Annotated in this window: 20 protein-coding genes; 12 read left to right on the top strand and 8 right to left on the bottom strand. The window is 66.3% G+C overall.

The features are described from left to right. Nucleotides 1–125 precede the first annotated feature (125 nt). Both JDO7802_RS08035 and JDO7802_RS08030 read right to left on the bottom strand, forming a co-directional pair. Nucleotides 126–1,295, bottom strand: a complete 1,170-nt coding sequence (locus JDO7802_RS08035; RefSeq protein ID WP_055084320.1) for a DegT/DnrJ/EryC1/StrS family aminotransferase — start codon at nt 1,293–1,295, stop codon at nt 126–128. Between the two features lie 47 nt (nt 1,296–1,342). Continuing rightward, nucleotides 1,343–2,014 carry an HAD-IA family hydrolase gene (locus JDO7802_RS08030; protein WP_055084319.1) on the bottom strand — a complete coding sequence of 224 codons (672 nt, stop codon included), beginning with the start codon at nt 2,012–2,014 and terminating at the stop codon, nt 1,343–1,345. Between the two features lie 92 nt (nt 2,015–2,106). Between JDO7802_RS08030 and glmU the strand changes: the two genes are divergently transcribed. Genes glmU through JDO7802_RS08015 form a run of 3 tightly spaced genes read left to right on the top strand, consistent with a single transcriptional unit; the run spans nt 2,107 to nt 5,947 of the window. After that, nucleotides 2,107–3,456: a bifunctional UDP-N-acetylglucosamine diphosphorylase/glucosamine-1-phosphate N-acetyltransferase GlmU gene (gene glmU, locus JDO7802_RS08025; protein WP_055084318.1), complete on the top strand. Its 1,350-nt coding sequence runs from the start codon at nt 2,107–2,109 to the stop codon at nt 3,454–3,456. Then, on the top strand, nt 3,456–5,261 hold the full coding sequence (gene glmS, locus JDO7802_RS08020) for a glutamine--fructose-6-phosphate transaminase (isomerizing) (protein WP_055084316.1): 1,806 nt from the start codon (nt 3,456–3,458) through the stop codon (nt 5,259–5,261). Before glmU ends, glmS begins: the two co-directional genes overlap by 1 nt. Further along, entirely contained in the window at nt 5,258–5,947 is a 690-nt protein-coding gene (locus tag JDO7802_RS08015) for a DNA alkylation repair protein (RefSeq protein ID WP_083481075.1), read from the top strand. The genes glmS and JDO7802_RS08015 overlap by 4 nt, the downstream gene beginning before the upstream one ends. Nucleotides 5,948–5,951: 4 nt before the next feature. On the opposite strand, the gene JDO7802_RS08010 is transcribed toward JDO7802_RS08015, so the two are convergent. Further along, nucleotides 5,952–6,716 carry a DUF2189 domain-containing protein gene (locus tag JDO7802_RS08010; protein ID WP_055084314.1) on the bottom strand — a complete coding sequence of 255 codons (765 nt, stop codon included), beginning with the start codon at nt 6,714–6,716 and terminating at the stop codon, nt 5,952–5,954. A gap of 157 nt (nt 6,717–6,873) precedes the next feature. Between JDO7802_RS08010 and JDO7802_RS08005 the strand changes: the two genes are divergently transcribed. The 3 genes from JDO7802_RS08005 to JDO7802_RS07995 all read left to right on the top strand — a co-directional run bounded on the left by JDO7802_RS08005 (nt 6,874) and on the right by JDO7802_RS07995 (nt 11,230). Next, nucleotides 6,874–8,112, top strand: a complete 1,239-nt coding sequence (locus JDO7802_RS08005; protein ID WP_055084311.1) for an aspartate kinase — start codon at nt 6,874–6,876, stop codon at nt 8,110–8,112. 79 nt (nt 8,113–8,191) lie between these two features. Beyond that, nucleotides 8,192–8,911, top strand: coding sequence for a DUF4344 domain-containing metallopeptidase (locus JDO7802_RS08000; RefSeq protein ID WP_055084310.1), 720 nt, complete (start codon nt 8,192–8,194; stop codon nt 8,909–8,911). A gap of 90 nt (nt 8,912–9,001) precedes the next feature. After that, nucleotides 9,002–11,230 carry a phosphoenolpyruvate--protein phosphotransferase gene (locus JDO7802_RS07995; protein WP_055084308.1) on the top strand — a complete coding sequence of 743 codons (2,229 nt, stop codon included), beginning with the start codon at nt 9,002–9,004 and terminating at the stop codon, nt 11,228–11,230. 261 nt (nt 11,231–11,491) lie between these two features. Here the strand turns inward: JDO7802_RS07995 and JDO7802_RS07985 are convergent, their stop codons facing one another. The 3 genes from JDO7802_RS07985 to JDO7802_RS07975 form a co-directional block, all read right to left on the bottom strand. Continuing rightward, nucleotides 11,492–12,259, bottom strand: a complete 768-nt coding sequence (locus JDO7802_RS07985) for a FadR/GntR family transcriptional regulator (protein ID WP_055084304.1) — start codon at nt 12,257–12,259, stop codon at nt 11,492–11,494. A 98-nt stretch (nt 12,260–12,357) separates the two neighbouring features. After that, the gene (locus JDO7802_RS07980; protein WP_055084302.1) at nt 12,358–13,008 is read right to left on the bottom strand and encodes a YiaD family glycine zipper/OmpA-like lipoprotein; all 651 of its coding nucleotides are present in this window, start codon (nt 13,006–13,008) and stop codon (nt 12,358–12,360) included. 161 nt (nt 13,009–13,169) lie between these two features. After that, nucleotides 13,170–14,036, bottom strand: a complete 867-nt coding sequence (locus JDO7802_RS07975) for a methylated-DNA--[protein]-cysteine S-methyltransferase (RefSeq protein WP_055084301.1) — start codon at nt 14,034–14,036, stop codon at nt 13,170–13,172. Nucleotides 14,037–14,139: 103 nt separating this feature from the next. On the opposite strand from JDO7802_RS07975, the gene nth reads away from it, so the two are divergent. From nth to denD, 3 genes are all read left to right on the top strand, one after another. Continuing rightward, nucleotides 14,140–14,790, top strand: coding sequence for an endonuclease III (gene nth, locus JDO7802_RS07970; RefSeq protein ID WP_055084299.1), 651 nt, complete (start codon nt 14,140–14,142; stop codon nt 14,788–14,790). Between the two features lie 79 nt (nt 14,791–14,869). Next, the gene (locus JDO7802_RS07965) at nt 14,870–15,856 is read left to right on the top strand and encodes an adenosine kinase (protein ID WP_055084297.1); all 987 of its coding nucleotides are present in this window, start codon (nt 14,870–14,872) and stop codon (nt 15,854–15,856) included. Between the two features lie 87 nt (nt 15,857–15,943). Further along, entirely contained in the window at nt 15,944–16,927 is a 984-nt protein-coding gene (denD, locus tag JDO7802_RS07960) for a D-erythronate dehydrogenase (protein ID WP_055084288.1), read from the top strand. A gap of 19 nt (nt 16,928–16,946) precedes the next feature. Here the strand turns inward: denD and JDO7802_RS07955 are convergent, their stop codons facing one another. After that, nucleotides 16,947–17,141 (bottom strand): SlyX family protein, encoded by a 195-nt coding sequence (locus JDO7802_RS07955; protein ID WP_055084287.1) that lies wholly within the window; start codon nt 17,139–17,141, stop codon nt 16,947–16,949. Between the two features lie 83 nt (nt 17,142–17,224). Between JDO7802_RS07955 and hisS the strand changes: the two genes are divergently transcribed. Genes hisS through hisG form a run of 3 tightly spaced genes read left to right on the top strand, consistent with a single transcriptional unit; the run spans nt 17,225 to nt 20,633 of the window. Continuing rightward, nucleotides 17,225–18,850, top strand: a complete 1,626-nt coding sequence (gene hisS / locus JDO7802_RS07950) for a histidine--tRNA ligase (RefSeq protein ID WP_055084286.1) — start codon at nt 17,225–17,227, stop codon at nt 18,848–18,850. Continuing rightward, entirely contained in the window at nt 18,847–19,938 is a 1,092-nt protein-coding gene (locus JDO7802_RS07945) for an ATP phosphoribosyltransferase regulatory subunit (RefSeq protein ID WP_055084285.1), read from the top strand. The genes hisS and JDO7802_RS07945 overlap by 4 nt, the downstream gene beginning before the upstream one ends. After that, nucleotides 19,935–20,633, top strand: coding sequence for an ATP phosphoribosyltransferase (hisG, locus tag JDO7802_RS07940; RefSeq protein WP_055084284.1), 699 nt, complete (start codon nt 19,935–19,937; stop codon nt 20,631–20,633). Before JDO7802_RS07945 ends, hisG begins: the two co-directional genes overlap by 4 nt. A gap of 3 nt (nt 20,634–20,636) precedes the next feature. On the opposite strand, the gene JDO7802_RS07935 is transcribed toward hisG, so the two are convergent. Further along, nucleotides 20,637–21,263 (bottom strand): DUF938 domain-containing protein, encoded by a 627-nt coding sequence (locus JDO7802_RS07935; protein WP_144430555.1) that lies wholly within the window; start codon nt 21,261–21,263, stop codon nt 20,637–20,639. Between the last annotated feature and the right edge of the window lie 18 nt (nt 21,264–21,281).

Here is a 21,281-nt window from a genome sequence, read left to right as displayed (position 1 = left end):
TCAGAGGAAATGTTCCGCCGACAAGATCGGCGGGGCCCTTGAGCCATGAAAGCGGCTATACGGAATTAACTTAGATCAGGGAAATTCATATTATTTGTATTTGAGCCAAGTTCCGCTCATTGACGTCACAAATGTGTCAGTGCTTCGTCGCTTACGATCCGGCCGATCAGATCGCAGTCCTCAAGATCGAATGTCAGCGGCACGCGCATGTCCAGAAGACGGGCCAGAACCACATCTGTGCGCGGCAGGTTTTGCGCCTCGACATAGGCCCAATGATGATGCGCCGAGGTAAAGCCCTGTGCCGTTTCGTGACCGAACCACTTCCAATCGACGCCCCGCGCCGCGCAGCCCGCGATGAAGGCCGGCACCCGGTCCGGATCGTCGGCCAGCAATTGGATGGACGACCCCACATACCGCTCGGGCGCCGGACGCTCGATCACCCGAAGGCCCCGCAAATTGCGGAAGCCCTGCTCCAGCGCCTCATATCGCTCGTTCCAGCGTCTTGCCTGCGTCGGCAGGTCGGCCAGCTGCGGGCGCAGGATCGCGGCGCGCAATTCGTCCATCCGGCCCGACACGTTGGGCATCGCACCCTTGTGCCGCGCAAAGACCTCTTCGTTCGGGGCGGTGCCATTTCGCGCGTAGAGCATATAGCTGCCCGACAGCAGGATCATCCTGGCGGCCAGATCCGCGTCGTCGGTGACGATCAGGCCGCCTTCACCGGCGTTGACGTGCTTGTAGGTCTGGCACGAAAAACACCCGATCGCGCCCCAGCGCCCCGAAGGCGTGCCGTTCCAGGCGGCCCCCATCGTATGCGCGCAATCCTCGACCACCTGAACGCCGGCGGCGTCGCAAATCGCCATCAGCCGGTCCATGTCGGCGATGTGACCGCGCATATGGCTCAGCATCAGGACGCGGGCCTGACCGGCCTTCACCTCCAGATCGTCCAGATCGATGCACAGGTCGTCCCCGACCTCGACCAGAATCGGCCTGGCCCCGACGGCGGCAATCGCACCGGGCACGGGGGCAAGGGTCCAGCCGTTGGTCAGCACCGCGTCGCCCGGCCCGATGCCAAGTGCTCGCAACGCGCAGCCCATCGCATATCCGCCCGATGCGACGGCCAGCGCATGGGCCGCGCCGGTCTGCTGCGCGAACTCCGCCTCCAGCGCCGAAACCTCGGACGGGTCGGCGCCGTAGCGGTGCAACGCACCCGACCGCATCACCCGGACCGCCGCCGCGATCGCGACCTCCGGGATCGGTTCCTGCCGGGTGAAAGGCTTGGTGAATGTGTCCATCATCACTGGTAGGGGCGGGGATGCCGCCGCGTCAATGACGCCGGCGGAGCCTAGAGGCCGACGACCGCCAGCGCCGAATCCAACTGATCGAAATGATGCAGCAATGCGTCCGGGCGCAGGTCCGCCACCGATCCGCCCGCAGGGGCGAAGGTGACCAGGATGCAGGGCACGCCCGCCGCCGTCGCCGTCTTGCGGTCGGTATCGGTGTCGCCGACCAGAACGGTGCGGGCCTTGTCGCCCTCGCACCGGCGCAGGGTTTCCCAAAAATGTTCGGGGTCGGGTTTTCGCACCGGCAGCGTGTCGGCCCCCACCAGCGCATCGAAATGATGATGGGCGTCCAGCGCATCCAGAAGCTGACGGGCCAGGCCCTCGGGCTTATTGGTACAGATGCCGACCGCATCCCCGCGATCGCGCAGCCGGGCCACCGCGTCCAAGGCACCGGGATAGAATTGCGTGTGTTCCGCGATGTTCGTGCCATAGGCGTCGAGCAGGGGCTGGTACCCGGCATCGACCAGATCCTCGTCGATCTCGCCCAGCCGCGACAGACCCAGGCGCAGCATGGCCCGCGCGCCCGTCAGTGCCGTGGCTTGATCGACCGGGGCCGCCGGGTCGAGCCGCGCGTCGGACCCCAGATGCGCAAAGGCGACATTGGCCGCGGCCAGCAAATCGCCGGACGTATCGGCAAGTGTCCCATCAAGGTCGAAGATCACGCAACGTTTCATCCGGGGCACCCTTTCGCCGCTGTTGGTGACGGCCGGGTTGCGGCGAGTCGTCGCTGAGGTAGAACGACCAGCAACCAAGGGAAAGACAATTGATGCCGACCGCGTTGATCATTCTGGCCGCCGGACAGGGCAGCCGCATGCAATCCGACCTGCCCAAGGTGCTGCACCACGTGGCACACGCCCCCCTGCTGATCCATGCCTGGATGTCGGGGGACAGCCTGTCGCCAGAGCGGACGGTGATCGTCGCGGGCCACGGTGGCGACGCGGTGGAGCGCGCCGCCCGCACCCATGACGCCGGTGTCGCCGTGGTGCGGCAGACCGAGCAGCTGGGCACGGCGCATGCGGTCGCGCAGGCCCGCGCAGCGTTGGCTGGGTTCGACGGCGACGCCATCGTCCTCTACGGCGACACGCCCTTCATCCGGCCCGAAACGCTGGAGGCGATGCAGGCCGCCCGCGCGGGCGGGGCCGATGTCGTCGTCCTGGGGTTCGAGGCGGCGGCACCAGGGCGCTATGGCAGGCTTGTGGTCGATGGCGACCGATTGGAACGGATCGTGGAGGCAAAGGACGCGACGTCCGACGAACTGGCCATCACTCTGTGCAATTCGGGCGTCGTGGCGGCGGATGCGAAGACGCTTTTCGATCTGATAGATCAGGTGGGCAACGACAACGCGTCGGGCGAATATTATCTGACCGACATCGTGGCACTGGCCCGCGCGGGGCGCATGTCGGCCCGTGTCGTCATCTGCGACGAGGTCGAGACGATGGGCGTAAACACCCGCATGGACCTTGCCGCGGCCGAAGCGGCATTCCAGCGGCGCACCCGGCACGCGGCAATGGAGAACGGCGCGACGCTGACCGCGCCCGACACCGTGCATTTCGCCCATGACACACATCTGGGCCGCGACGTGATCGTGGAGCAGCACGTTGTCTTCGGCCCCGGCGTCACGGTGGAAAGCGGCGCGACGATCCGCGCGTTTTCTCATCTGGAGGGGTGCCATGTGTCCGAAGGGTGCGTCGTGGGCCCCTACGCCCGCCTGCGCCCCGGCGCGGAGCTGGACCGCGACGTGCGCGTGGGCAACTTCGTGGAGGTGAAAGCCGCGCAGATTCACCAAGGTGCCAAGCTGAACCACCTGTCCTATATCGGGGACGCGGAGGTCGGCGCGCGCGCGAACGTCGGCGCGGGAACGATCACCTGCAATTACGACGGCGTCTTCAAGCACCGCACCGTAATCGGTGCGGAGGCGTTCATCGGGTCGAACACGGCGCTGGTCGCCCCGGTGGAGATCGGGGCGGGCGCCATGACCGGATCGGGCAGCGTCATAACGCAGGATGTGCCCGACGGCGCGCTGGCGCTGGGCCGGTCGAAGCAGGTCAACAAGGACGGGTTCGCGCATCGGCTGATGGCCAAGCTGCGCGCCGCAAAGGCAAGGAAGACCAACTGATGTGCGGCATTATCGGGATACTGGGCGACCACCAGGCGGCACCGCTGATGGTGGATGCGCTCAAACGGCTGGAATACCGCGGCTACGACAGCGCGGGGATCGCCACGGTGGCGAACGGCGTGCTGGACCGGCGGCGCGCGATGGGCAAGCTCGTCAACCTCGCCGATCTTCTGGTGACGGAGCCGTTGGCGGGGTTCGCAGGCATCGGACACACCCGTTGGGCGACCCACGGGGTGCCGTCGGTGGCGAACGCGCACCCGCACCGCGCGGGGCGCGTGGCCGTCGTGCACAACGGCATCATCGAGAATTTTCGCGACTTGCGCGCGGGCTTGGGTGGCAGCGGCGAGAGCGAGACCGACACCGAAGTGGTCGCCCGCCTGTGCGAGGATTTCATCGCCGGCGGGATGCCCCCCAAGGACGCCGCTTTCGCTACCATCGACCGGCTGGAGGGGGCCTATGCGCTGTGCTTCCTGTTCGAGGGGGAGCCTGACCTGTTGATCGCGGCGCGGGCCGGATCGCCGCTGGCCATCGGGCATGGCGACGGAGAGATGTTCGTCGGGTCCGACGCGATCGCACTCGGGCCGCTGACCGACCGCTTGACCTATCTGGAGGAAGGCGACCGCGCCGTGGTCACGCGGGCCGGTGCGCAGATCTTCGACGCCGAGGGGCACCAGACCCACCGCGACACCACGCGCATCCGCGTCGATGCCACCCGGATCGAAAAGGCCGGGCACCGCCACTTCATGGCCAAGGAAATACACGAGCAGCCACAGACCCTGTCGGACGTGATCGCCGCCTTCACCGACGGCGACCGCATCGCGCCGCCGACCGATTTCGACTTCGCCTCGGTCGCGCGGGTCCAGATGGTTGCCTGCGGCACCGGGTACATCGCCTGCATGGTCGGCAAATATTGGTTCGAGGCCTTGGCCCGCCTGCCGGTGGAGGTCGATATCGCGTCCGAGTACCGCTACCGCGAAGGGCCGGTAGGCAAGGACACTGCAGCCCTGTTCCTCAGCCAATCCGGCGAGACGGCGGACACGCTGGCCGCCCTGCGCTATGCCAAAGGTCGTGCGCACGCGGTCCTGTCGGTGGTGAACGTGGCCGAAAGCAGCATCGCGCGCGAAGCCGATGTCGCCTGGCCCATTACCGCGGGCGTCGAAATCGGCGTCGCCTCCACCAAGGCTTTCGTCAATCAGCTGGCGATCCTGTTGGTGCTGGCGATCCGGGCCGGCGTACAGCGCGGCACGATCGACACCGCGCGCGAGGCCGAGCTGGTTTCGGGGCTCAAGCTGCTGCCCGGCATCGTCAGTCAGGCGCTGGCGCTGGAGGACCGCTGCGAAGATCTGGCCTCCCGGCTGGCCGAAGCGACGGACATTCTGTTCCTGGGGCGCGGGCCGATGTACCCGATGGCCCATGAAGGCGCGCTCAAACTCAAGGAAATCAGCTATATCCACGCCGAAGCCTATGCCAGCGGAGAGCTGAAGCATGGGCCGATCGCGCTGGTCGATCGAAGCCTGCCGGTCGTGGTGTTTGCCCCGATGGACCCGCTTTTCGACAAGACGGTCAGCAACATGCAGGAGGTGATGGCCCGCGAAGGTCAGGTCCTTCTGGTGACCGATGCCGACGGGGCCGCGCAGGCGTCGGCCGGCGTGTGGGAGGTGCTGGTGATGCCGAAGGTCGATCCGGTCTTCGCCCCGATCCTCTATGCGTTGCCGGCGCAGCTGCTGGCGTATCACACGGCGGTCCACAAAGGCACGGACGTGGATCAGCCGCGCAACCTGGCCAAATCGGTGACGGTCGAATGACCGATACCGCCCAGAACGGGGCCGACGGGCCAGTCCCTGCTGCCGCACACCAGACGCTGAAATCCAAGAAGGACGGGATCGTCACCGATCTGCGCGCCGCCGGAGAGGCCGCCCGCGCGGCGAAGGATCGGGCCGCGAACCGGACCGACCGGGAAACCTGGGGCGTGCACGGGGCCACGCTGACCGACATGGCGACCGAACTGCGCGGGGCGCTGACCTTGGACGAACGGGTGATGATCGCCGACGCGCTCTGGCGCGATGGGGTGTTCGACGGACGGATCATGGCGTGCAAATTGCTGACGCAGGCGCGCATCCGCACCGACGGCGGTGTCTGGGGCCTGCTGTCGTCGTGGGTGTATCACTTCGACTGCCGCGGGATCGCCGACGCCGGCGCGGCGGCCCTGCAGCGACGGATCGCGGCGGAGCCGGAGCGCAGCGAGGTGCTGGACGAATGGGCCGGCGCGGCGAATGTCTGGGCTCGACGCAGCGTGTTCGCGGCCACCGCCGCGTTTGCCAAGACCAAGCATCCGTCGGAGACCGACCTGGCCGTGCGAGAGCGTGTCCTGGGTCACGCGCAGTCCATGGCCGAAGAAAAGCGCCCGGTGATCCGGCAAGCCATCGATGGCTGGCTGCGCGATCTGAGCAAGCACGACCCCGACCGGGTCGCCGCCTTCCGCGCGGGGTGAAAGCCTAGCGCAGCGCGCGACGATAGAGATGCCAGCTGGCATGGCCCAGCACCGGCAACACGACGAACAGCCCCAGAAGGGCGGGGATCATCGCAAGGAACGTCAGCCCCGCGATCGTGATACCCCAGATCGACATCACGCGCGGATTGGCGCGGGTCACGGCCAGGCTGGCCTTCATCGCCGTGACGAAATCGACATCGCGGTCCAGCAGCAGCGGCAGGCTGACGGCGGTGAGCGCGAACAGAAGAAAGGCGCAGGCGGCCCCGAACACCGTTTCGACGACCAAGAGCGTCACCCCCGTCGCATCGAGGTAGCTGGCCAGCGTATCCGGCGGACCCAGAAGCGCTTGCGGCCCCATGACAAGCGCGAACAGCATATGGGCCACAAAGCTCCAGAACATCAGATAGATCAGCATCACGGCCCCCGCCCACGGGATCTGCCGGTCCCGTTCGCGCCAGATGACCGACAGGACGTCCCCGAACCTCAGCGGCAGGCCCGCGTGCCGACGGCGACTGACATCATAGAGTCCGACGGCCAGGAACGGCGCGATCAGCGGGAAGCCAAGGGTCAGGGTCAGCGTCCAGGTAAAGAAACCCGCGCCCAGCTGGATCAACAAAAGCCCCGCCACGACGTAGATGCCGGCGAAAAACAGGCCGAACCGAGGTGCGGCACGGAAGTCCGCCCATCCGGCCCGCAGCGCATCCCCGAGATCGGAGAGGTGCAGCGTTGCCGGGCGAAGATCGCCTGATCGTGTTCTGATGTCCGCCATACGCGCCTTTCGCTGGACGTGTCGGAACCGTCAGCTTGCACCGCTTCGGACACCGCATCCTTGATCTGCATCATGTCGAAGCACCGCGCCGCGTGCCGACCTTGCCCCCGCGACGCCCCTGCCCTAACAGGCCCCGGACCAATGACCGGGGGCCGCCATGCCGCGACTCGTTATGAAATTCGGCGGCACGTCCGTCGCGAACCTCGACCGCATCCGCCGCGTCGGCAAGCGCGTGGGCGTCGAGGTGGCCAAGGGCTACGAGGTGATCGTGGTCGTGTCGGCCATGTCGGGCAAGACGAACGAACTGGTCGGCTGGGTGGGTGACGCGGGCGGCGCACTCTATGATGCGCGCGAATACGACGCGGTGGTGTCGTCGGGCGAGAATGTGACCGCCGGCCTGCTGGCGATGGTTCTGCAATCGAATGGCATCGACGCGCGCAGCTGGCAGGGCTGGCAGGTGCCCGTGCAGACGACATCGGCCCATTCGTCCGCCCGGATCGAGGATATCCCGACCGACAACTTCGACGCGAAATTCGCAGCCGGCATGAAGGTCGCCGTCGTCGCGGGGTTTCAGGGGGTTTCGCCCGAAGGGCGGATCACGACGCTGGGGCGCGGTGGGTCGGACACGACGGCGGTGGCCTTTGCCGCAGCCTTCGGGGCGGAACGCTGCGACATCTACACCGACGTCGATGGCGTCTACACGACCGACCCTCGGGTGTCGTCCAAGGCGCGCAAGCTGGACCGGATCGCCTTCGAGGAGATGCTGGAGCTGGCGTCCCTAGGCGCGAAGGTGCTGCAGACGCGGTCGGTCGAACTGGCGATGCGCTACAAGGTGAAGCTGCGCGTGCTCAGCAGTTTCGAGGAACAGTCGGACAATGCGGGAACGCTGGTCTGCGACGAGGAGGACATCATGGAAAGCAATGTGGTCGCGGGTGTCGCCTTTGTGCGCGACGAGGCGAAGATGACCCTGATCTCGGTCGCGGACCGCCCCGGCGTGTCGGCCGCCATCTTCGGCCCCCTGGCCGAGGCGGGCGTGAACGTCGACATGATCGTGCAGAACATCGCCGAAGACGGGCGCACCGACATGACCTTTTCCCTGCCGGTCGATCAGGTAGAGCGGGCCGAGAAGGCCGTGCGCGACGCCATGGCGCGCGAGGAGATCAACTTTCACGATCTGATCGCGGACAAGGACGTCTCGAAGGTGTCGGTCGTCGGCATCGGGATGCGATCCCACGCGGGTGTCGCGGCCCAGATGTTCGCCGCCCTGTCGGCCGAGGGCATCAACATCAAGGTCATCACCACGTCCGAAATCAAGATCAGCGTCCTGATCGATCGGAAGTACATGGAACTGGCGGTTCAAGCGCTGCACGACGTGTTCGAGCTGGAAAAGGGCTGAGGCGCGCGGTCGCCGACCGTCGGGGCGGCGCGCGTGGACCGTTGCGCCAGCCGCTTCGACTTGCGATGATCCGCATGAAATGATCCGACCTCGCGCCCTGTCCCTCGTCGGGTCCGTCCTGCTGGCTTGGCCGGCTGTGGCGGACGAGATCGTGGACGATATCTTCGTGCATGTCGTCGCGCACGAGATCGGGCACGCGGTCCTGCGGGAATTCGACCTGCCCCTTCTCGCCTCCGAGGAAGACATGGCGGACGCCTTTGCCGTCGTTCTTCTGGCCGATCGCTTGCCCGAAGACGCGACGCGGATCCTGACCCATCGCGTCGCCGCCCACTGGGTCGAGAACGACACACCGGGCCCGTTTTCGGAGTATCAGTCGGATCGGCGGCGCGCGGGGCAGATGGTCTGCCTGCATCACGGGATGGTGCCAGACGCACGCGCGCCGGAATTGAATGCGCTCGGCCTGACCGAGAGGGAGGCGGCAGCCTGCCGGGATCGGGGTCCGGAGATCGGCCGGGGGTGGCGACGCCTTCTTGCGCCGCTCCGCCTGCCCGACGGGGTGCGGGCGACCGAGACGACGTTGCAGCGCGGCGAAGGGCTGAGCGCCGACGGCACGCCCAGCCCGCAGGCCGTGGCGCTGGCGATGGATCTGTTGGCGGCGTTCGACTGGCATTCGCAGATCACCCTCGCGCTCGACGATTGCGACGGATCGGCGCAATGGTCGCGCAATGGGCGTATCATTCTGATCTGCGACGCTTATCTGGCGCGGCTGGCAACGGCGGCGCGCGAATTCGGCGGTTGACCCCATTTGGCCGCCCATTGGGGACAGGCCCCCTCCCCTTCCTCCGCACGCTTCGATAAGGTCGCCGCGACAGGCAAGCCGGGGCAAGAAATGTCAGCGCCAAAGGACAGCGACAGTCGCAAGCTCTTGCGACGCCTTCAGGCCGTCATGGCGGAGGCGGCGGAGGGGCAGGAACGGCTTGACCGGATCGTCGATCTGGTCGCCACCTCGATGGCGACCGAGGTCTGTTCGATCTATCTGCACCGCGACGAGGCCACGCTGGAGCTTTGCGCGACGCGCGGCCTGAACCCCGACGCGGTTCACGTCACCCGGATGCGCGTGGGCGAAGGTCTGGTCGGCGGTGTGGCGCGCCGGCGCGCGCCGGTCAACACTGCCGACGCGCCCGGAACCAAGGGGTTCCGTTACATGCCCGAAACCGGGGAGGAGGTCTTTTCGTCCTTCCTGGGCGTTCCCGTTCAGCGCCTTGGCGAACGGCTCGGCGTGTTGGTCGTTCAATCCAAGGAGGCCCGTCAGTTCACCGAAGACGAGGTCTATGCCCTGGAGGTCGTGGCCATGGTCCTGGCCGAGATGACGGAGCTGGGGGCCTTCACCGGGGAAGGCGAGGCGCTCAAACCGCGCCACCGCCAGCAGGTTCTCTTCAAGGGCGTCATGGGTCAGGAGGGTGCGACCGAAGGCGTCGTCTTCCTGCACGATCCGCGCGTCGTGATCTCCAACCCGGTCAGCGACGACCCTGAAAAGGAGGGCGCGCGCCTGGTGGAAGCGGTCGACAAGCTGCGTCTGTCGGTGGACCGGATGTTGTCGCAGGCCGGCGGCGACAGCGAACAGAAAGAAGTAATCGAAGCCTTCCGCATGTTCGCCTATTCGCGCAGCTGGCTGCGCCGGATGGAGGAGGACATCAACGCGGGCCTGACCGCCGAGGCCGCGGTCGAAAAGGAACAGACCGCCGCCCGCGCCCGCATGCGCGACGCCGACCCCTACCTGCGCGAGCGGCTGACCGATCTGGACGATTTGTCGAACCGCCTGCTGCGGATGCTGACCGGTCAGGGCGACCGGGGCACGGTGCCCGAGGGCGCGGTGCTGGTTGCGCGCAACATCGGGCCGGGGGAATTGCTGGAATACGGTCGCAAACTGAAGGGCGTGGTGCTGGAAGAAGGCTCCGTCGGCAGTCACGCGGCCATCGTCGCACGCGCCTGGGCCATCCCGCTTGTCCTGCAGGCGCAAGGCATCACGACCGAGGCCCTGTCGGGCGACCCGATCCTGGTGGACGGCGATCAGGGCATCGCCCATCTGCGCCCCGACGACATGGTGCGCAGCGCCTTCGGCGAAAAGCTGGCGATGGCGCAACAGGCACAGCAGCGCTATGCCAGCATCCGCGACACGAAATGCGTGTCAGAGGACGGGCAGCGTATCGAATTGATGATGAATGCGGGGCTGATGGCCGATCTGCCGTCGCTGCCCACCTCCGGCGCGGAAGGTGTTGGCCTATTCCGCACCGAGCTGCAGTTCCTGACGCGCAACAAGGTCCCGCGCCGGGGCGAATTGGCGACCCTTTATTCCGGCGTGATCGACGCGGCTCAGGGCTTGCCGGTGGTCTTTCGCACCCTCGACATCGGCTCCGACAAGGTGCTGCCCTACATGAAGGCCCAGGATGAGCCGAACCCGGCCCTGGGCTGGCGCGCGATCCGCGTGGGCCTCGACAAGCCGGGGGTCATGCGAATGCAACTGCAGGCCCTGCTGCGCGCGCATGACGGGCGGGACATGAACATCATGTTCCCCTTCATCGCACAGATGGAGGAATTTCTGGAGGCGCGCGCCCATCTGACCCGCGAGTTGCACCGTGAGGCATCGCTGGGTCACAAGCTGCCCGGCACGCTTAGGATCGGTGCGATGTTGGAAACGCCGAGCCTTGCCTTCGCGCCCCGTCGCTTCTTCGAAGAGGCGGACTTCATCTCCATCGGCGGCAACGACCTCAAACAATTCTTCTTTGCCGCCGACCGCGAGAACGAACGCGTGCGCCGCCGCTACGACACGCTCAACGTCAGCTTCCTGTCCTTGATCGAAAAGATCGTCACCCGCTGCACGCAAAGCGACACCCACGTCAGTTTCTGCGGCGAGGACGCCGGCCGCCCGGTCGAGGCATTGTGCTTCGCGGCCATGGGACTGCGCTGTTTGTCGATGCGGCCCGCGTCCATCGGGCCGGTCAAGAACATCCTGCTGAAAGCCGACCTTGGGGAAGTGCGCCGCGTGATCGAGGCAGCACGTGATGCGGGCGATCAATCGGTGCGACCGGCGGTCATGGAGTATTTGCGGCGGCGGTAGGGGCGGACACCCTGATTGGACGCGTGAGTACGCGCGACATCCGAGGTATAGTTGATCGAGATTAAGACCCGCAAGGCGGACGACGCATATGTCGTGGTGCGCAAGGCGGCCGGACCCTTGCGATTGGTGGCCCGCGACGCGAATGCCGCGCGCCTTTTCAAAACGACGACACTCGTCATGGGTGAGAACCGCGACTTGCCGGCGGCCATGGCAGGACCGAGGCCGCATTCGCAGTTTGGCCTGTCCAGAGGCGATGCTGCTTTAGCGTTCGACTTCCTGCTGCAACCTCAACCGGGCCACATCTTCGTGACGATCCGCTTCCTTCTGGTCCGACAGCGAACCGCGGACGTAGTTCAGATGCGCCTCCACCGCGGTCTTCGCCCCGGCGGCATCCCTGTCCTGAAGGGCCACGTTTATCGCCCGGTGCTGATCCAGAAGAACGTCGCGCGTGGTGCGCCGGCGGAACATCACGGACCGGTTGTAGAACACGCCCTCGCGCAGCAGATCCATCATCGAGCGCATCATGTGCAGCATGATGACGTTGTGCGACGCTTCGACGATGGCCATGTGGAAATCGGCGTCCAGCGCCGCCTCGTCGGACGGGTCGCGCTTGTCGTGCGCGGCCTCCATCTTGCGGAAAATGGTGTCGACCAACGCCAGATCCGTATCCGATCCATGGGTCGCGGCGCGGGCAGCGGCCAATCCCTCCATATCGCGGCGGAACGCGATATAATCGAAGAGCGCATCCTCGTGACTTGCGAAAAGCTGCGTGAGCGCGGGCGAGAACGCGTTGCCAAGCACGTCGGCGACATAGACCCCCGCCCCGGCCCGGGAGGTCAGAAGCCCGCGACCCTGCAACTCGGCGACCGCTTCGCGCAGGGACGGGCGGGACACGCCCAGCCGATCCGAAAGCTCCCGCTCGGCCGGCAGGCGGTCACCGGGACGCAGGATACCGCGCAGGATAAGATGCTCGATCTGCCGCGTGACGGCGGAGGCCAGCTTTTCCGATGTGATCTTTTGAAACGGCATGTGCCCCCCGAGTGGTCAGAAGATATGACCAATTCCCGGTGATGCAACAAAAAAGCCCCCGGTCGTGAAACCGGGGGCCGTGTTCACCTGAGCAAGGATCAAGCCGTGGGCGTGATGATGATTTCCACGCGACGGTTCTGGCGGCGACCTTCGGCCGAATTGTTGGAGGCGATGGGCTGCGCCTCGCCCCGGCCGATCGGCACCACGCGGGAACCGGAGACGCCCTGTTCCAGCAGAACACCGGCGACCGAACGGGCCCTCCGCTCCGACAGGTCCTGGTTATAGGCGGCGGAGCCTTCGCTGTCGGTGTGTCCGATGACCTGGACCCGCGTGTTGGGATATTGGTTCAGGTTCCGCCCCAGGGCGCGAATGTCGGACTGCAGGTCGGCGCGCAGCGACGCGCTGTCGGTGTCGAACAGGATATCCTGCGGCAGCGTCACGATCAGCTGCTCGCCGGTGTTGTTGATCAGGATACGGTCATCGCCTAGCTGCGCGCGCAGGTCGGCGGCCTGACGGTCCAGACGGTTGCCGATCAGGCCACCGGCGGCACCGCCGATGACGGCACCGGCCAGGATTTCGTCGCGCCGGTTGCCGTCACCTGCGATGGCACCCGTGGCGGCCCCGATGCCCGCGCCGATCAGCGCGCCGTTGCGTGTACGGTTCGGCTCTCCGGTGGTGGCGTCGACGCAGCCGGCGATGATCAGCGTGCCGGTCAGGGTCAGGGCAAGGGGGGCTTTGAAGAAGGTCATTTGGGTATTTCCGCTCGGTTTTGGATGTGCGCCTTGTCAACGCATGGAGACGATCCCCGTTCCATCGGTTTGCGCATCGGCGGCATCGATGGGCGGGGCTTCGCCACTGCAGATGCGCCGACCGCGCGCGATAGGCAATAACAAGCCCCTGAAATGCCGTGTCAGGCCGATCTCGCCCGCGGTTCCGCATCCGCCCGTGCCCCTTCCCACGCCAGCATCGCGCGTTTGACCGGCAGTCCCCAGTGATAGCCGCCAAGCCCCCCCGATTTGCGCAGCGCGCGGTGACAGGGGATCAGCCAACTGACCGGGTTGCGCCCCACGGCGGTGCCCACGGCCCGCACGGCACGCGGGCTGCCGACCGCGCCCGCGATTTCGCCGTAGGTGGTGACATGGCCCGAGGGGATGCGCATCAGCGCCTCCCAGACCTTTATCTGGAACGGCGCGCCGATCAGGTGCAGCCGCGCCTCGCCGCGCAGATCGCCCAGCGCGGCGGCATGCGGCGCGATGGCCGCGTCATCGGCCAGAAACGTCGCGGCGGGCCAGCGTGACGTCATGTCGGCCAGCGCCGCATCGCGGCCCGTCTCGGCGGCGAAGGCCAGACCACAGATGCCCCGATCGGTGACCATGACCAACATCTCGCCGAACGGCCCGTCCAGCCAACCATGACGGATGGTCAGCCCGGCACCGCCGCGCGCGTAGTCACCGGGCGACATCGCCTCCCACCGCAGGAACAGGTCGTGCAACCGACCCGTTCCGGACAATCCGGCCTCATGCGCGGTGTCGAGCAGGGTGAACCGATCTGCTAGCAATGTCTTGGCATGGCCCAGGGTCAGATACTGCTGAAACCGCTTGGGGCTGACCCCGGCCCAGGCGCTGAAGACGCGCTGGAAATGCGCGGGCGACAGGTTCATCTGGGCGGCAAGCACCTCCAGCGACGGCGGCGCATCGGCTCGTGCGTCGATCAGGTCGATCGCACGCCGCATCAGGGCGTAGTGGTATCCGGTTTGGGTCGGGGTCAGGTCAGTCATCGCATCTCTCCTGACCCGCAATCTAGGCACCCCCCGCGTTCGCCGCGACCCGAAACCTGCGCAATGCTTGCCGATCCCCCCGCGCCGGGCCATATCGCCCGCCATGGCCAAGCAACTTCCCTATCCGATCATGCGCGAGATCTTCACGCGCTTCCAAACCGCCGAGGCCGAGCCCGAAGGCGAGTTGGAACACGTCAACGCCTATACGCTCGTCGTCGCCGTCGCCCTCTCGGCGCAGGCGACGGACGCGGGCGTCAACAAGGCCACGCGCGGCCTGTTCGCGGTGGCCGACACGCCGCAGAAGATGCTGGATCTGGGGCTGGAAACCGTGACCGAGCACATCAAGACCATCGGGCTGTTTCGCCAAAAGGCCAAGAACGTCATCAAGCTGAGCCAGATGATCGTCGACGATTATGACGGGCAGGTGCCCTCTTCCCGCGCCGCGCTGATCCGTCTGCCCGGTGTGGGTCGTAAGACGGCGAATGTCGTCCTGAACATGTGGTTCAACCACCCCGCACAGGCCGTCGATACGCACATCTTTCGCGTCGGCAACCGCGCAGGCATCGCCCCGGGCAAGGACGTCGACGCCGTGGAGCGGGCGATCGAGGATCATGTGCCCGTCGAATTTCAGCACCACGCGCACCACTGGATGATCCTGCACGGGCGCTATATCTGTGTGGCGCGTAAACCCAAGTGCGGGGCTTGCCTGATCCGCGACCTGTGCCTGTTCGAAGACAAAACCGACCCGGCCTGATCTCTCTCATCACATATCCCGAAATATCCGCGGAGGCGGGCGACAGCGCCCGGATCTTCGCCAGACGCAAGGACCATCCATGACCCAGACCTACGACGTGATCGGCATCGGCAACGCCATCGTCGATGTAATCTCCCCCTCCACCGACACGTTCCTCGACCAGATGGGCATCGAAAAGGGGATCATGCAGCTGATCGAACGCGACCGCGCCGAACTTCTCTATGCGGCGATGTCCGAACGGGTCGAGGCGCCGGGCGGGTCGGTGGCGAACACGTTGGCGGGCATCGGCGCGCTGGGTCTGACGACGGCCTTCATCGGCAAAGTGAAGAATGACGCCCTCGGCCGATTTTACGCTCAGACGATGGAAGCGTCGGGCACGGCCTTCCCGACTCCGCCCCAAGGTGTCGACCTGCCGACGTCGCGGTCGATGATCTTCGTATCGCCCGACGGCGAACGCTCGATGAATACCTACCTCGGGGCCGGTGCCGACCTCGCCTCCTCTGACGTGCCGGAGGTCTTCGCGGGCGGCGGGATGCTGTTTCTCGAAGGCTATCTTTTCGACAAACCCGAAGGAAAAACGGCATTCTCGGAAGCGGCGGCCAAGATGAAGGCGGCGGGCGGCAAATCCACCATCACCATCTCCGATCCGTTCTGCGCCGAACGTCACCGCGACGATTTCAAACGCCTGATCGCCGAGGACATGGACGTGGCCATCGGCAACGCCGCCGAATGGATGACACTGTATGAAACCGACGATCTGGAGCGGGCCATCGGCATGGCCGCCGACGTCTGCGAGATCGTCGCCTGCACGCGGTCCGGCCATGACGTCTGGGTCCGGTCGGGCGACACGCGCGTCACGGCCCCCGTTACGGCCACCAAAGTCGTGGACGCGACGGGGGCGGGCGATCAATTCGCCGCCGGGTTCCTGTATGGCCTGGGGTCGGGGCGCGACCTGGAAACGGCCGCGCGCATGGGCGTGACCTGCGCGCGCGAGGTCATCGGCCACATCGGGCCGCGCCCGGCCGAAGACATCAAGGCGCTGTTCGCGGCCGACGGGCTGATCTGACGCGCGGCAGGCGGCGCGTCGGCGGCCCTTCCCCTCTTGCCCATCGCGTCCAGTGTCGCCACGCTGGACGCAAACAGGGGACCTGCCATGCACATTCTCATCACCGGCGCGGCCGGCATGATCGGACGCAAATTGACCGATGCGCTGGTCGCGCGCGGTACGATCCAGGGGACGCCGATCGACAGCCTGACGCTGGTCGATGTGGTGCCGCCGGTGATGCCAGACGGGATGCCCGGGGCCGCGATGGCCGCCGATCTGTCGGACCCCAAGGCCGCCGTCGCCCTGATCGAAAACCGGCCCGATGTCATCTTCCACCTGGCCGCCATCGTCTCGGGCGAGGCGGAGGCCGATCTGCACAAGGGCTATTCCGTCAACCTGCACGGCACGATCCTGCTGTGCGATGCGATCACGCGCCAGGACGGTTATCGCCCCCGCCTCGTCTTCACGTCGTCCATCGCGGTCTTCGGCGCGCCGCTGCCCGACGTCATCCCCGACGATCAGCCGACCCTGCCGCTGACCAGCTACGGCACGCAAAAGGCGATGGGGGAGTTGCTGATATCCGATCTGTCGCGGCGCGGCGCACTCGATGGCATTTCCCTGCGCCTGCCCACGATCTGCATCCGGCCGGGCAAGCCCAATGCCGCCGCGTCGGGCTTCTATTCCTCGATCCTGCGCGAACCGCTGGTGGGTCAGGATGCCGTTCTGCCCGTGCCGGACACGACCCGCCACTGGTTCGCCAGCCCCCGCGCCGCCGTCGGGTTCCTGATCCATGCCGCCGAAATGGATCTGGCCCCGATGGGTCAGGATCGCGCTTTGTCGCTGCCGGGCGTGGATGCGACAGTCGCCGACGAGATTGCCGCGCTGGAGCGTGTCGCCGGGCCGGACGCCGCGGCCCGCATCCGGCGGGAGCCGGACGAGACGGTGGCGAAGATCGTCGCAGGCTGGCCCCAGGCCTTCGACCCCGCCCGCGCCCGCGATCTGGGCTTCGTGGCGGAGCCCGATATGGACACGATCATCCGCGTGCATATCGAGGACGAGCTGGACGGCCGCATCCCCGGTACCGACGGCTAAGCCGCCGGCGGCGCGCAACCTACCAGTGGGGCGGCCGCTGATCGGCCAGGGGGATCGTGTTTCCGCCCTGGCTTTCCTGTTCCGCCGCCCGCTCCATCAGACGCTGGACCCGCCGCTCCAATGTGGCGATCTGACCGTCCTGTCGCGCGACGACATCCGACAGGTCGTCGACCGCGCGGATCAGGTGGGCGATGCGTTCTTCCAGGTCCTGCATGGCGGGCCTCCGTAGGTTGCGCGCGCAGGGCGCGGGCCGTATGGACGCGGGCAACTTCTGACCGCTTCGAGATCGGGGGCCGTATGGCCAAGAAAGACAAAATCCGCCGCCCCAAGGCCGAAACGCCCAAGGGATTCCGCGACTATTTCGGCGCTGAGGTCACCCAGCGCAAGGCCATGCTCGACAAGATCGCCGAGGTCTATCACCTCTACGGGTTCGAGGCGCTGGAATCCTCGGCTGTCGAAACCGTGGAGTCCCTTGGCAGCTTCCTTCCCGACGTCGACCGCCCCAACGCCGGCGTCTTCGCATGGCAGGAGGGCAACGCGCCGGACGGCGACTGGATGGCGCTGCGCTACGACCTGACCGCGCCGCTGGCCCGCGTCTATGCCCAGCACCGCAATGATTTGCCGACACCCTATCGTCGATACGCGATGGGCCCCGTCTGGCGCAACGAAAAGCCGGGACCGGGGCGGTTCCGGCAGTTCTATCAGTGCGACGCGGATACGGTGGGGACCAGTTCGACCTCCTATGCGGCCGATGCTGAAGTTTGTGCAATGCTTGGTCATGCACTGGAGGCAGTCGGGATAACATCGGATAATTACGTCATTCAACTGAATGACCGACGGCTTTTATCCGCGATCCTAGATATTGCCGAAGTCCCTACCGAAGGCGACGCGCGCGGTATCGTCCTTCGGGCGATAGATAAAATCGACCGACTGCAAGAACATGGCGTTCGAGACCTTCTTGGAGAGGGACGAAAAGACGACAGCGGGGACTATACCAAAGGCGCAGGTCTTTCGGCCTCTCAAATCAATATTGTGATGGGCCTGGTCCTGGCCAATGATCGGCTGGAAGAACGATTGGCGCGCCGGGGAAGCAGGGCACGCGACGAAGCTCAAACTGACGAGATGGATGCCTTGGATGCGGCCCGGTATTCAATTCGTTCAGAGACAAAGCATCGCTGGCCTGACTATGGGAATGGCAGGCGTTTGTGGAACTTCGAGATGATTGAGTATCTGCGTGAACTCTACTTTGAAAGCGATGACGGCAAACGCGGAGTTGAAGCGCTTGCTGAAATGGTGGAAATCCTTACGGCACTTGGCAGAAATGACCATCGGCTACGCGTTAACCCCTCCGTCGTGCGCGGGCTCGGCTACTACACCGGGCCGGTCTACGAGGCCGAGCTCACCTTCGAGATCGAGGACGACAAGGGACGTCCGCGTCAATTCGGGTCCGTCGCCGGCGGGGGGCGTTACGACGACCTCGTGACGCGGTTCACCGGGCAGGCCGTGCCCGCCACCGGCGTCTCCATCGGCGTGGACCGTCTGCTGGCCGCGCTCACCGCGAAGGGCCGCATCGACACGTCCCCCGCAGGTCCCGTCATCGTCACCGTGATGGACCGCGACCGGATGGCCGATTACCAATCCATCGTCGGCACCCTGCGGCAGGCCGGCATCCGGGCGGAGGTCTATCTGGGCAACCCCAAGAATTTCGGCAACCAGTTGAAATACGCCGACAAGCGCGGCTCCCCGGCGGCGATCATCCAAGGCACCGACGAGGCGGCGCGCGATGTCGTGCAGGTCAAGGATCTGATCCTTGGCGCAAAGCTGGCACAGGACGCGAGCCTGGAGGAATGGAAGGAAAACCCGTCGCAGTCGGAAGTGCCGCTCGCGGAGCTTGTCCCGTTCCTCCAGAAGCTGCTCTCGTGATTTCCGCCATCGACCGGGAACGCGCCGCCGACCTTCTGCGGCAGTTCACCGACGCGGGCGCGCAGCCGGTCGAGACCGAGATCCTGCAGCCCGCGGGCACCTTGCTCGACCTTTACGGCGAAGACATCCGAGGCCGCGCCTTTACCACCACCGACCCCCTGACCGGTGAGACGATGCTGCGCCCCGATTTCACCGTTCCCGTCGTGCAGGCCCACATGGCCAACGGCGCGGATCCGGCCCGGTATGCCTATGCCGGGGAAGTGTTCCGGCGTCAGGAAATCGACGAGGGTCGACCCCGCGAATATCTGCAGGTCGGCTATGAGGTGTTCGACGGCAGCGACCCGGCGGCGGCGGATGCGGAGGTGTTCGACCTGATCGCGCGCGCGATGGCCCCCTGGGGCGCGCTGCCCGCGACGGGCGATCTGGGCATCCTGATCGCCGCCATCGAAGCCTTGACGACCAGCGCGCGCCGCCGCGCCGCCCTGCGCCGTCATCTTTGGCGACCCATCCGGTTCCGCCGGCTGATGGAGCGCTACACCGGGGCGATTCCGCCGACGACCACACGCTCCGTCATGCTGGCGCAATTGCAGACGACCGCCCCCGAAACCCTGATCGACGCGGCCGGCACACCCGTGGGCCTGCGCGGCACCGCTGAAATCGCGGCGCGCGCCCTGTCGCTGGTTGAAGATGCGGCGACCCCGCCCATCAACCGGACGGAGGCGGAGGTGATTGCCATGATCCTGAACATGGACGGGCCGATGGCCGCCGCGCTGTCGCCGCTGCGCGACATGGCTGTGGACCTGCCGGGCCTGGACGGGGCCGTCGACCGGTTGGAGGCACGGGCCGACGCGCTGTCGCGGCGGGGCCACGACCCGGCGCAGCTGTCCTTCGCGCCCGCGCGCGGACGCTCGGCAATGGAATATTACGACGGCTTCACCTTCACCTTCGCCGCACCCACGCGCCCCGATCTGCCGCCGCTGGCGACCGGCGGGCGCTACGATGCGCTGACGGCGGTGCTGGGCGCGGGCCGGTCCATTCCGGCCGTCGGTGGCGTGATCCGACCCGGTCTGCTGGGGGACATCGCATGATCCGCCTGGGTGTGCCGTCCAAGGGACGGCTGATGGAGAAGACGTTTCAATGGTTCGGCGATCGCGGCCTGATCCTGTCGCGCACCGGATCCGACCGCGAATATGCAGGAAAGGTCGAAGGTGCCGACATCGCGCTGGTCCTGCTGTCGGCAGGGGAGGTTCCCCGGGAACTGGCCGCCGGGCGCATCCATCTGGGCGTGACCGGCAGCGACCTCGTACGCGAAAAACTCACCCGCTGGGCCGACCGGGTGGAGGTTGTGGCCAAGATGGGGTTCGGACACGCCGATCTGATCTTGGCCGTCCCCAAGATATGGATCGACGTCGACACGCTCGATGATCTTGACGCGGCCGCTGCGCAGTTTCGCGCCACCCATGGGCACCGTCTGCGCATCGCGACCAAGTACCACCGTCTGGTCCGCGAATTCCTGCAAGCCAACGGTGTGGCAGATTATCAACTGGTGGACAGTCAGGGCGCGACCGAAGGCACCGTTTTGAACCACACGGCCGAGGTGATCGCCGATATCACCTCCACCGGCGAAACGCTGCGCGCCAACCACCTCAAGGTTCTATCGGATGGGATGATCCACGACAGCCAGGCCACGCTCTTCCGGTCGCGGGTGGCCCCGCTGGACGATGCGCAGCAGGCAACTCTCGATGATCTTCGGGGGCGATTGGCAGACGTCGATCGCGGGTGACGGTCAAAGACCGGTGAACTTCCCCGCACGCGCCAGCACCATCAGATTGTTGGCCGGCATCTTCACGATTTCGACGTTCAATTCCAGCACCTGAAGAACCGTCCGCACGACATCGACGTCCTTGTAGCCGATCGCCGGATCCTGCGCCCGCAGGTCCGCATCGAATGTCGCATCCCCATCGCTTGTCGTACGGCCCTGCCGCAGGAATGGGCCATAGATCGCCAAGACACCCTCGGGGGCCAGCGCCTGCGCCGCCTCGTCCAGCAACACCGCCATTTCGGGATCCGAAATCAGATGCAGCAGGTTGACGACCAGAACCATGTCGGCAGCATTCGCAATGGCCCATCCGGCCTGCCCCGCATCGATGTCACCCGCCGGAGCCACATTCGGCAGACCCTTGCAACGCACATCGATCGACGCGCGCCGCGCCGGGTCGGGATCGCTGGGATGAAAGTCGAGGTCGGGGCGATGCGCCGCCAATGCCGCGATATGCTGGCCCGTGCCCGATGCGATTTCCAAAACGTCGCCCTTTCGCGGCAGTCTGGGCAGCAAGACCTGGAGGATGGCATCGCGGTTGCGATCCGCCGAAGGCGCAGTAATCCGTCCGTCCGCGTCGGCGGACGGTGTCATGTCGGATGTTCGGATGCG

This window comes from Jannaschia donghaensis (assembly GCF_001403795.1).
GTDB lineage: Bacteria > Pseudomonadota > Alphaproteobacteria > Rhodobacterales > Rhodobacteraceae > Jannaschia > Jannaschia donghaensis.
Note: the sequence above shows the minus strand (reverse complement) of the source record. Positions and strands in the feature narration are given on the sequence as shown.

Bases quoted from the DNA above. Each gene is read 5' to 3' on its own strand.
- JDO7802_RS08035 (WP_055084320.1), bottom strand. From the start codon at position 1,295: ATGATGGACACATTCACCAAGCCTTTCACCCGGCAGGAACCGATCCCG.
- JDO7802_RS08030 (WP_055084319.1), bottom strand. From the start codon at position 2,014: ATGAAACGTTGCGTGATCTTCGACCTTGATGGGACACTTGCCGATACG.
- glmU (WP_055084318.1), top strand. From the start codon at position 2,107: ATGCCGACCGCGTTGATCATTCTGGCCGCCGGACAGGGCAGCCGCATG.
- glmS (WP_055084316.1), top strand. From the start codon at position 3,456: ATGTGCGGCATTATCGGGATACTGGGCGACCACCAGGCGGCACCGCTG.
- JDO7802_RS08015 (WP_083481075.1), top strand. From the start codon at position 5,258: ATGACCGATACCGCCCAGAACGGGGCCGACGGGCCAGTCCCTGCTGCC.
- JDO7802_RS08010 (WP_055084314.1), bottom strand. From the start codon at position 6,716: ATGGCGGACATCAGAACACGATCAGGCGATCTTCGCCCGGCAACGCTG.
- JDO7802_RS08005 (WP_055084311.1), top strand. From the start codon at position 6,874: ATGCCGCGACTCGTTATGAAATTCGGCGGCACGTCCGTCGCGAACCTC.
- JDO7802_RS08000 (WP_055084310.1), top strand. From the start codon at position 8,192: ATGATCCGACCTCGCGCCCTGTCCCTCGTCGGGTCCGTCCTGCTGGCT.
- JDO7802_RS07995 (WP_055084308.1), top strand. From the start codon at position 9,002: ATGTCAGCGCCAAAGGACAGCGACAGTCGCAAGCTCTTGCGACGCCTT.
- JDO7802_RS07985 (WP_055084304.1), bottom strand. From the start codon at position 12,259: ATGCCGTTTCAAAAGATCACATCGGAAAAGCTGGCCTCCGCCGTCACG.
- JDO7802_RS07980 (WP_055084302.1), bottom strand. From the start codon at position 13,008: ATGACCTTCTTCAAAGCCCCCCTTGCCCTGACCCTGACCGGCACGCTG.
- JDO7802_RS07975 (WP_055084301.1), bottom strand. From the start codon at position 14,036: ATGACTGACCTGACCCCGACCCAAACCGGATACCACTACGCCCTGATG.
- nth (WP_055084299.1), top strand. From the start codon at position 14,140: ATGGCCAAGCAACTTCCCTATCCGATCATGCGCGAGATCTTCACGCGC.
- JDO7802_RS07965 (WP_055084297.1), top strand. From the start codon at position 14,870: ATGACCCAGACCTACGACGTGATCGGCATCGGCAACGCCATCGTCGAT.
- denD (WP_055084288.1), top strand. From the start codon at position 15,944: ATGCACATTCTCATCACCGGCGCGGCCGGCATGATCGGACGCAAATTG.
- JDO7802_RS07955 (WP_055084287.1), bottom strand. From the start codon at position 17,141: ATGCAGGACCTGGAAGAACGCATCGCCCACCTGATCCGCGCGGTCGAC.
- hisS (WP_055084286.1), top strand. From the start codon at position 17,225: ATGGCCAAGAAAGACAAAATCCGCCGCCCCAAGGCCGAAACGCCCAAG.
- hisG (WP_055084284.1), top strand. From the start codon at position 19,935: ATGATCCGCCTGGGTGTGCCGTCCAAGGGACGGCTGATGGAGAAGACG.
- JDO7802_RS07935 (WP_144430555.1), bottom strand. From the start codon at position 21,263: ATGACACCGTCCGCCGACGCGGACGGACGGATTACTGCGCCTTCGGCG.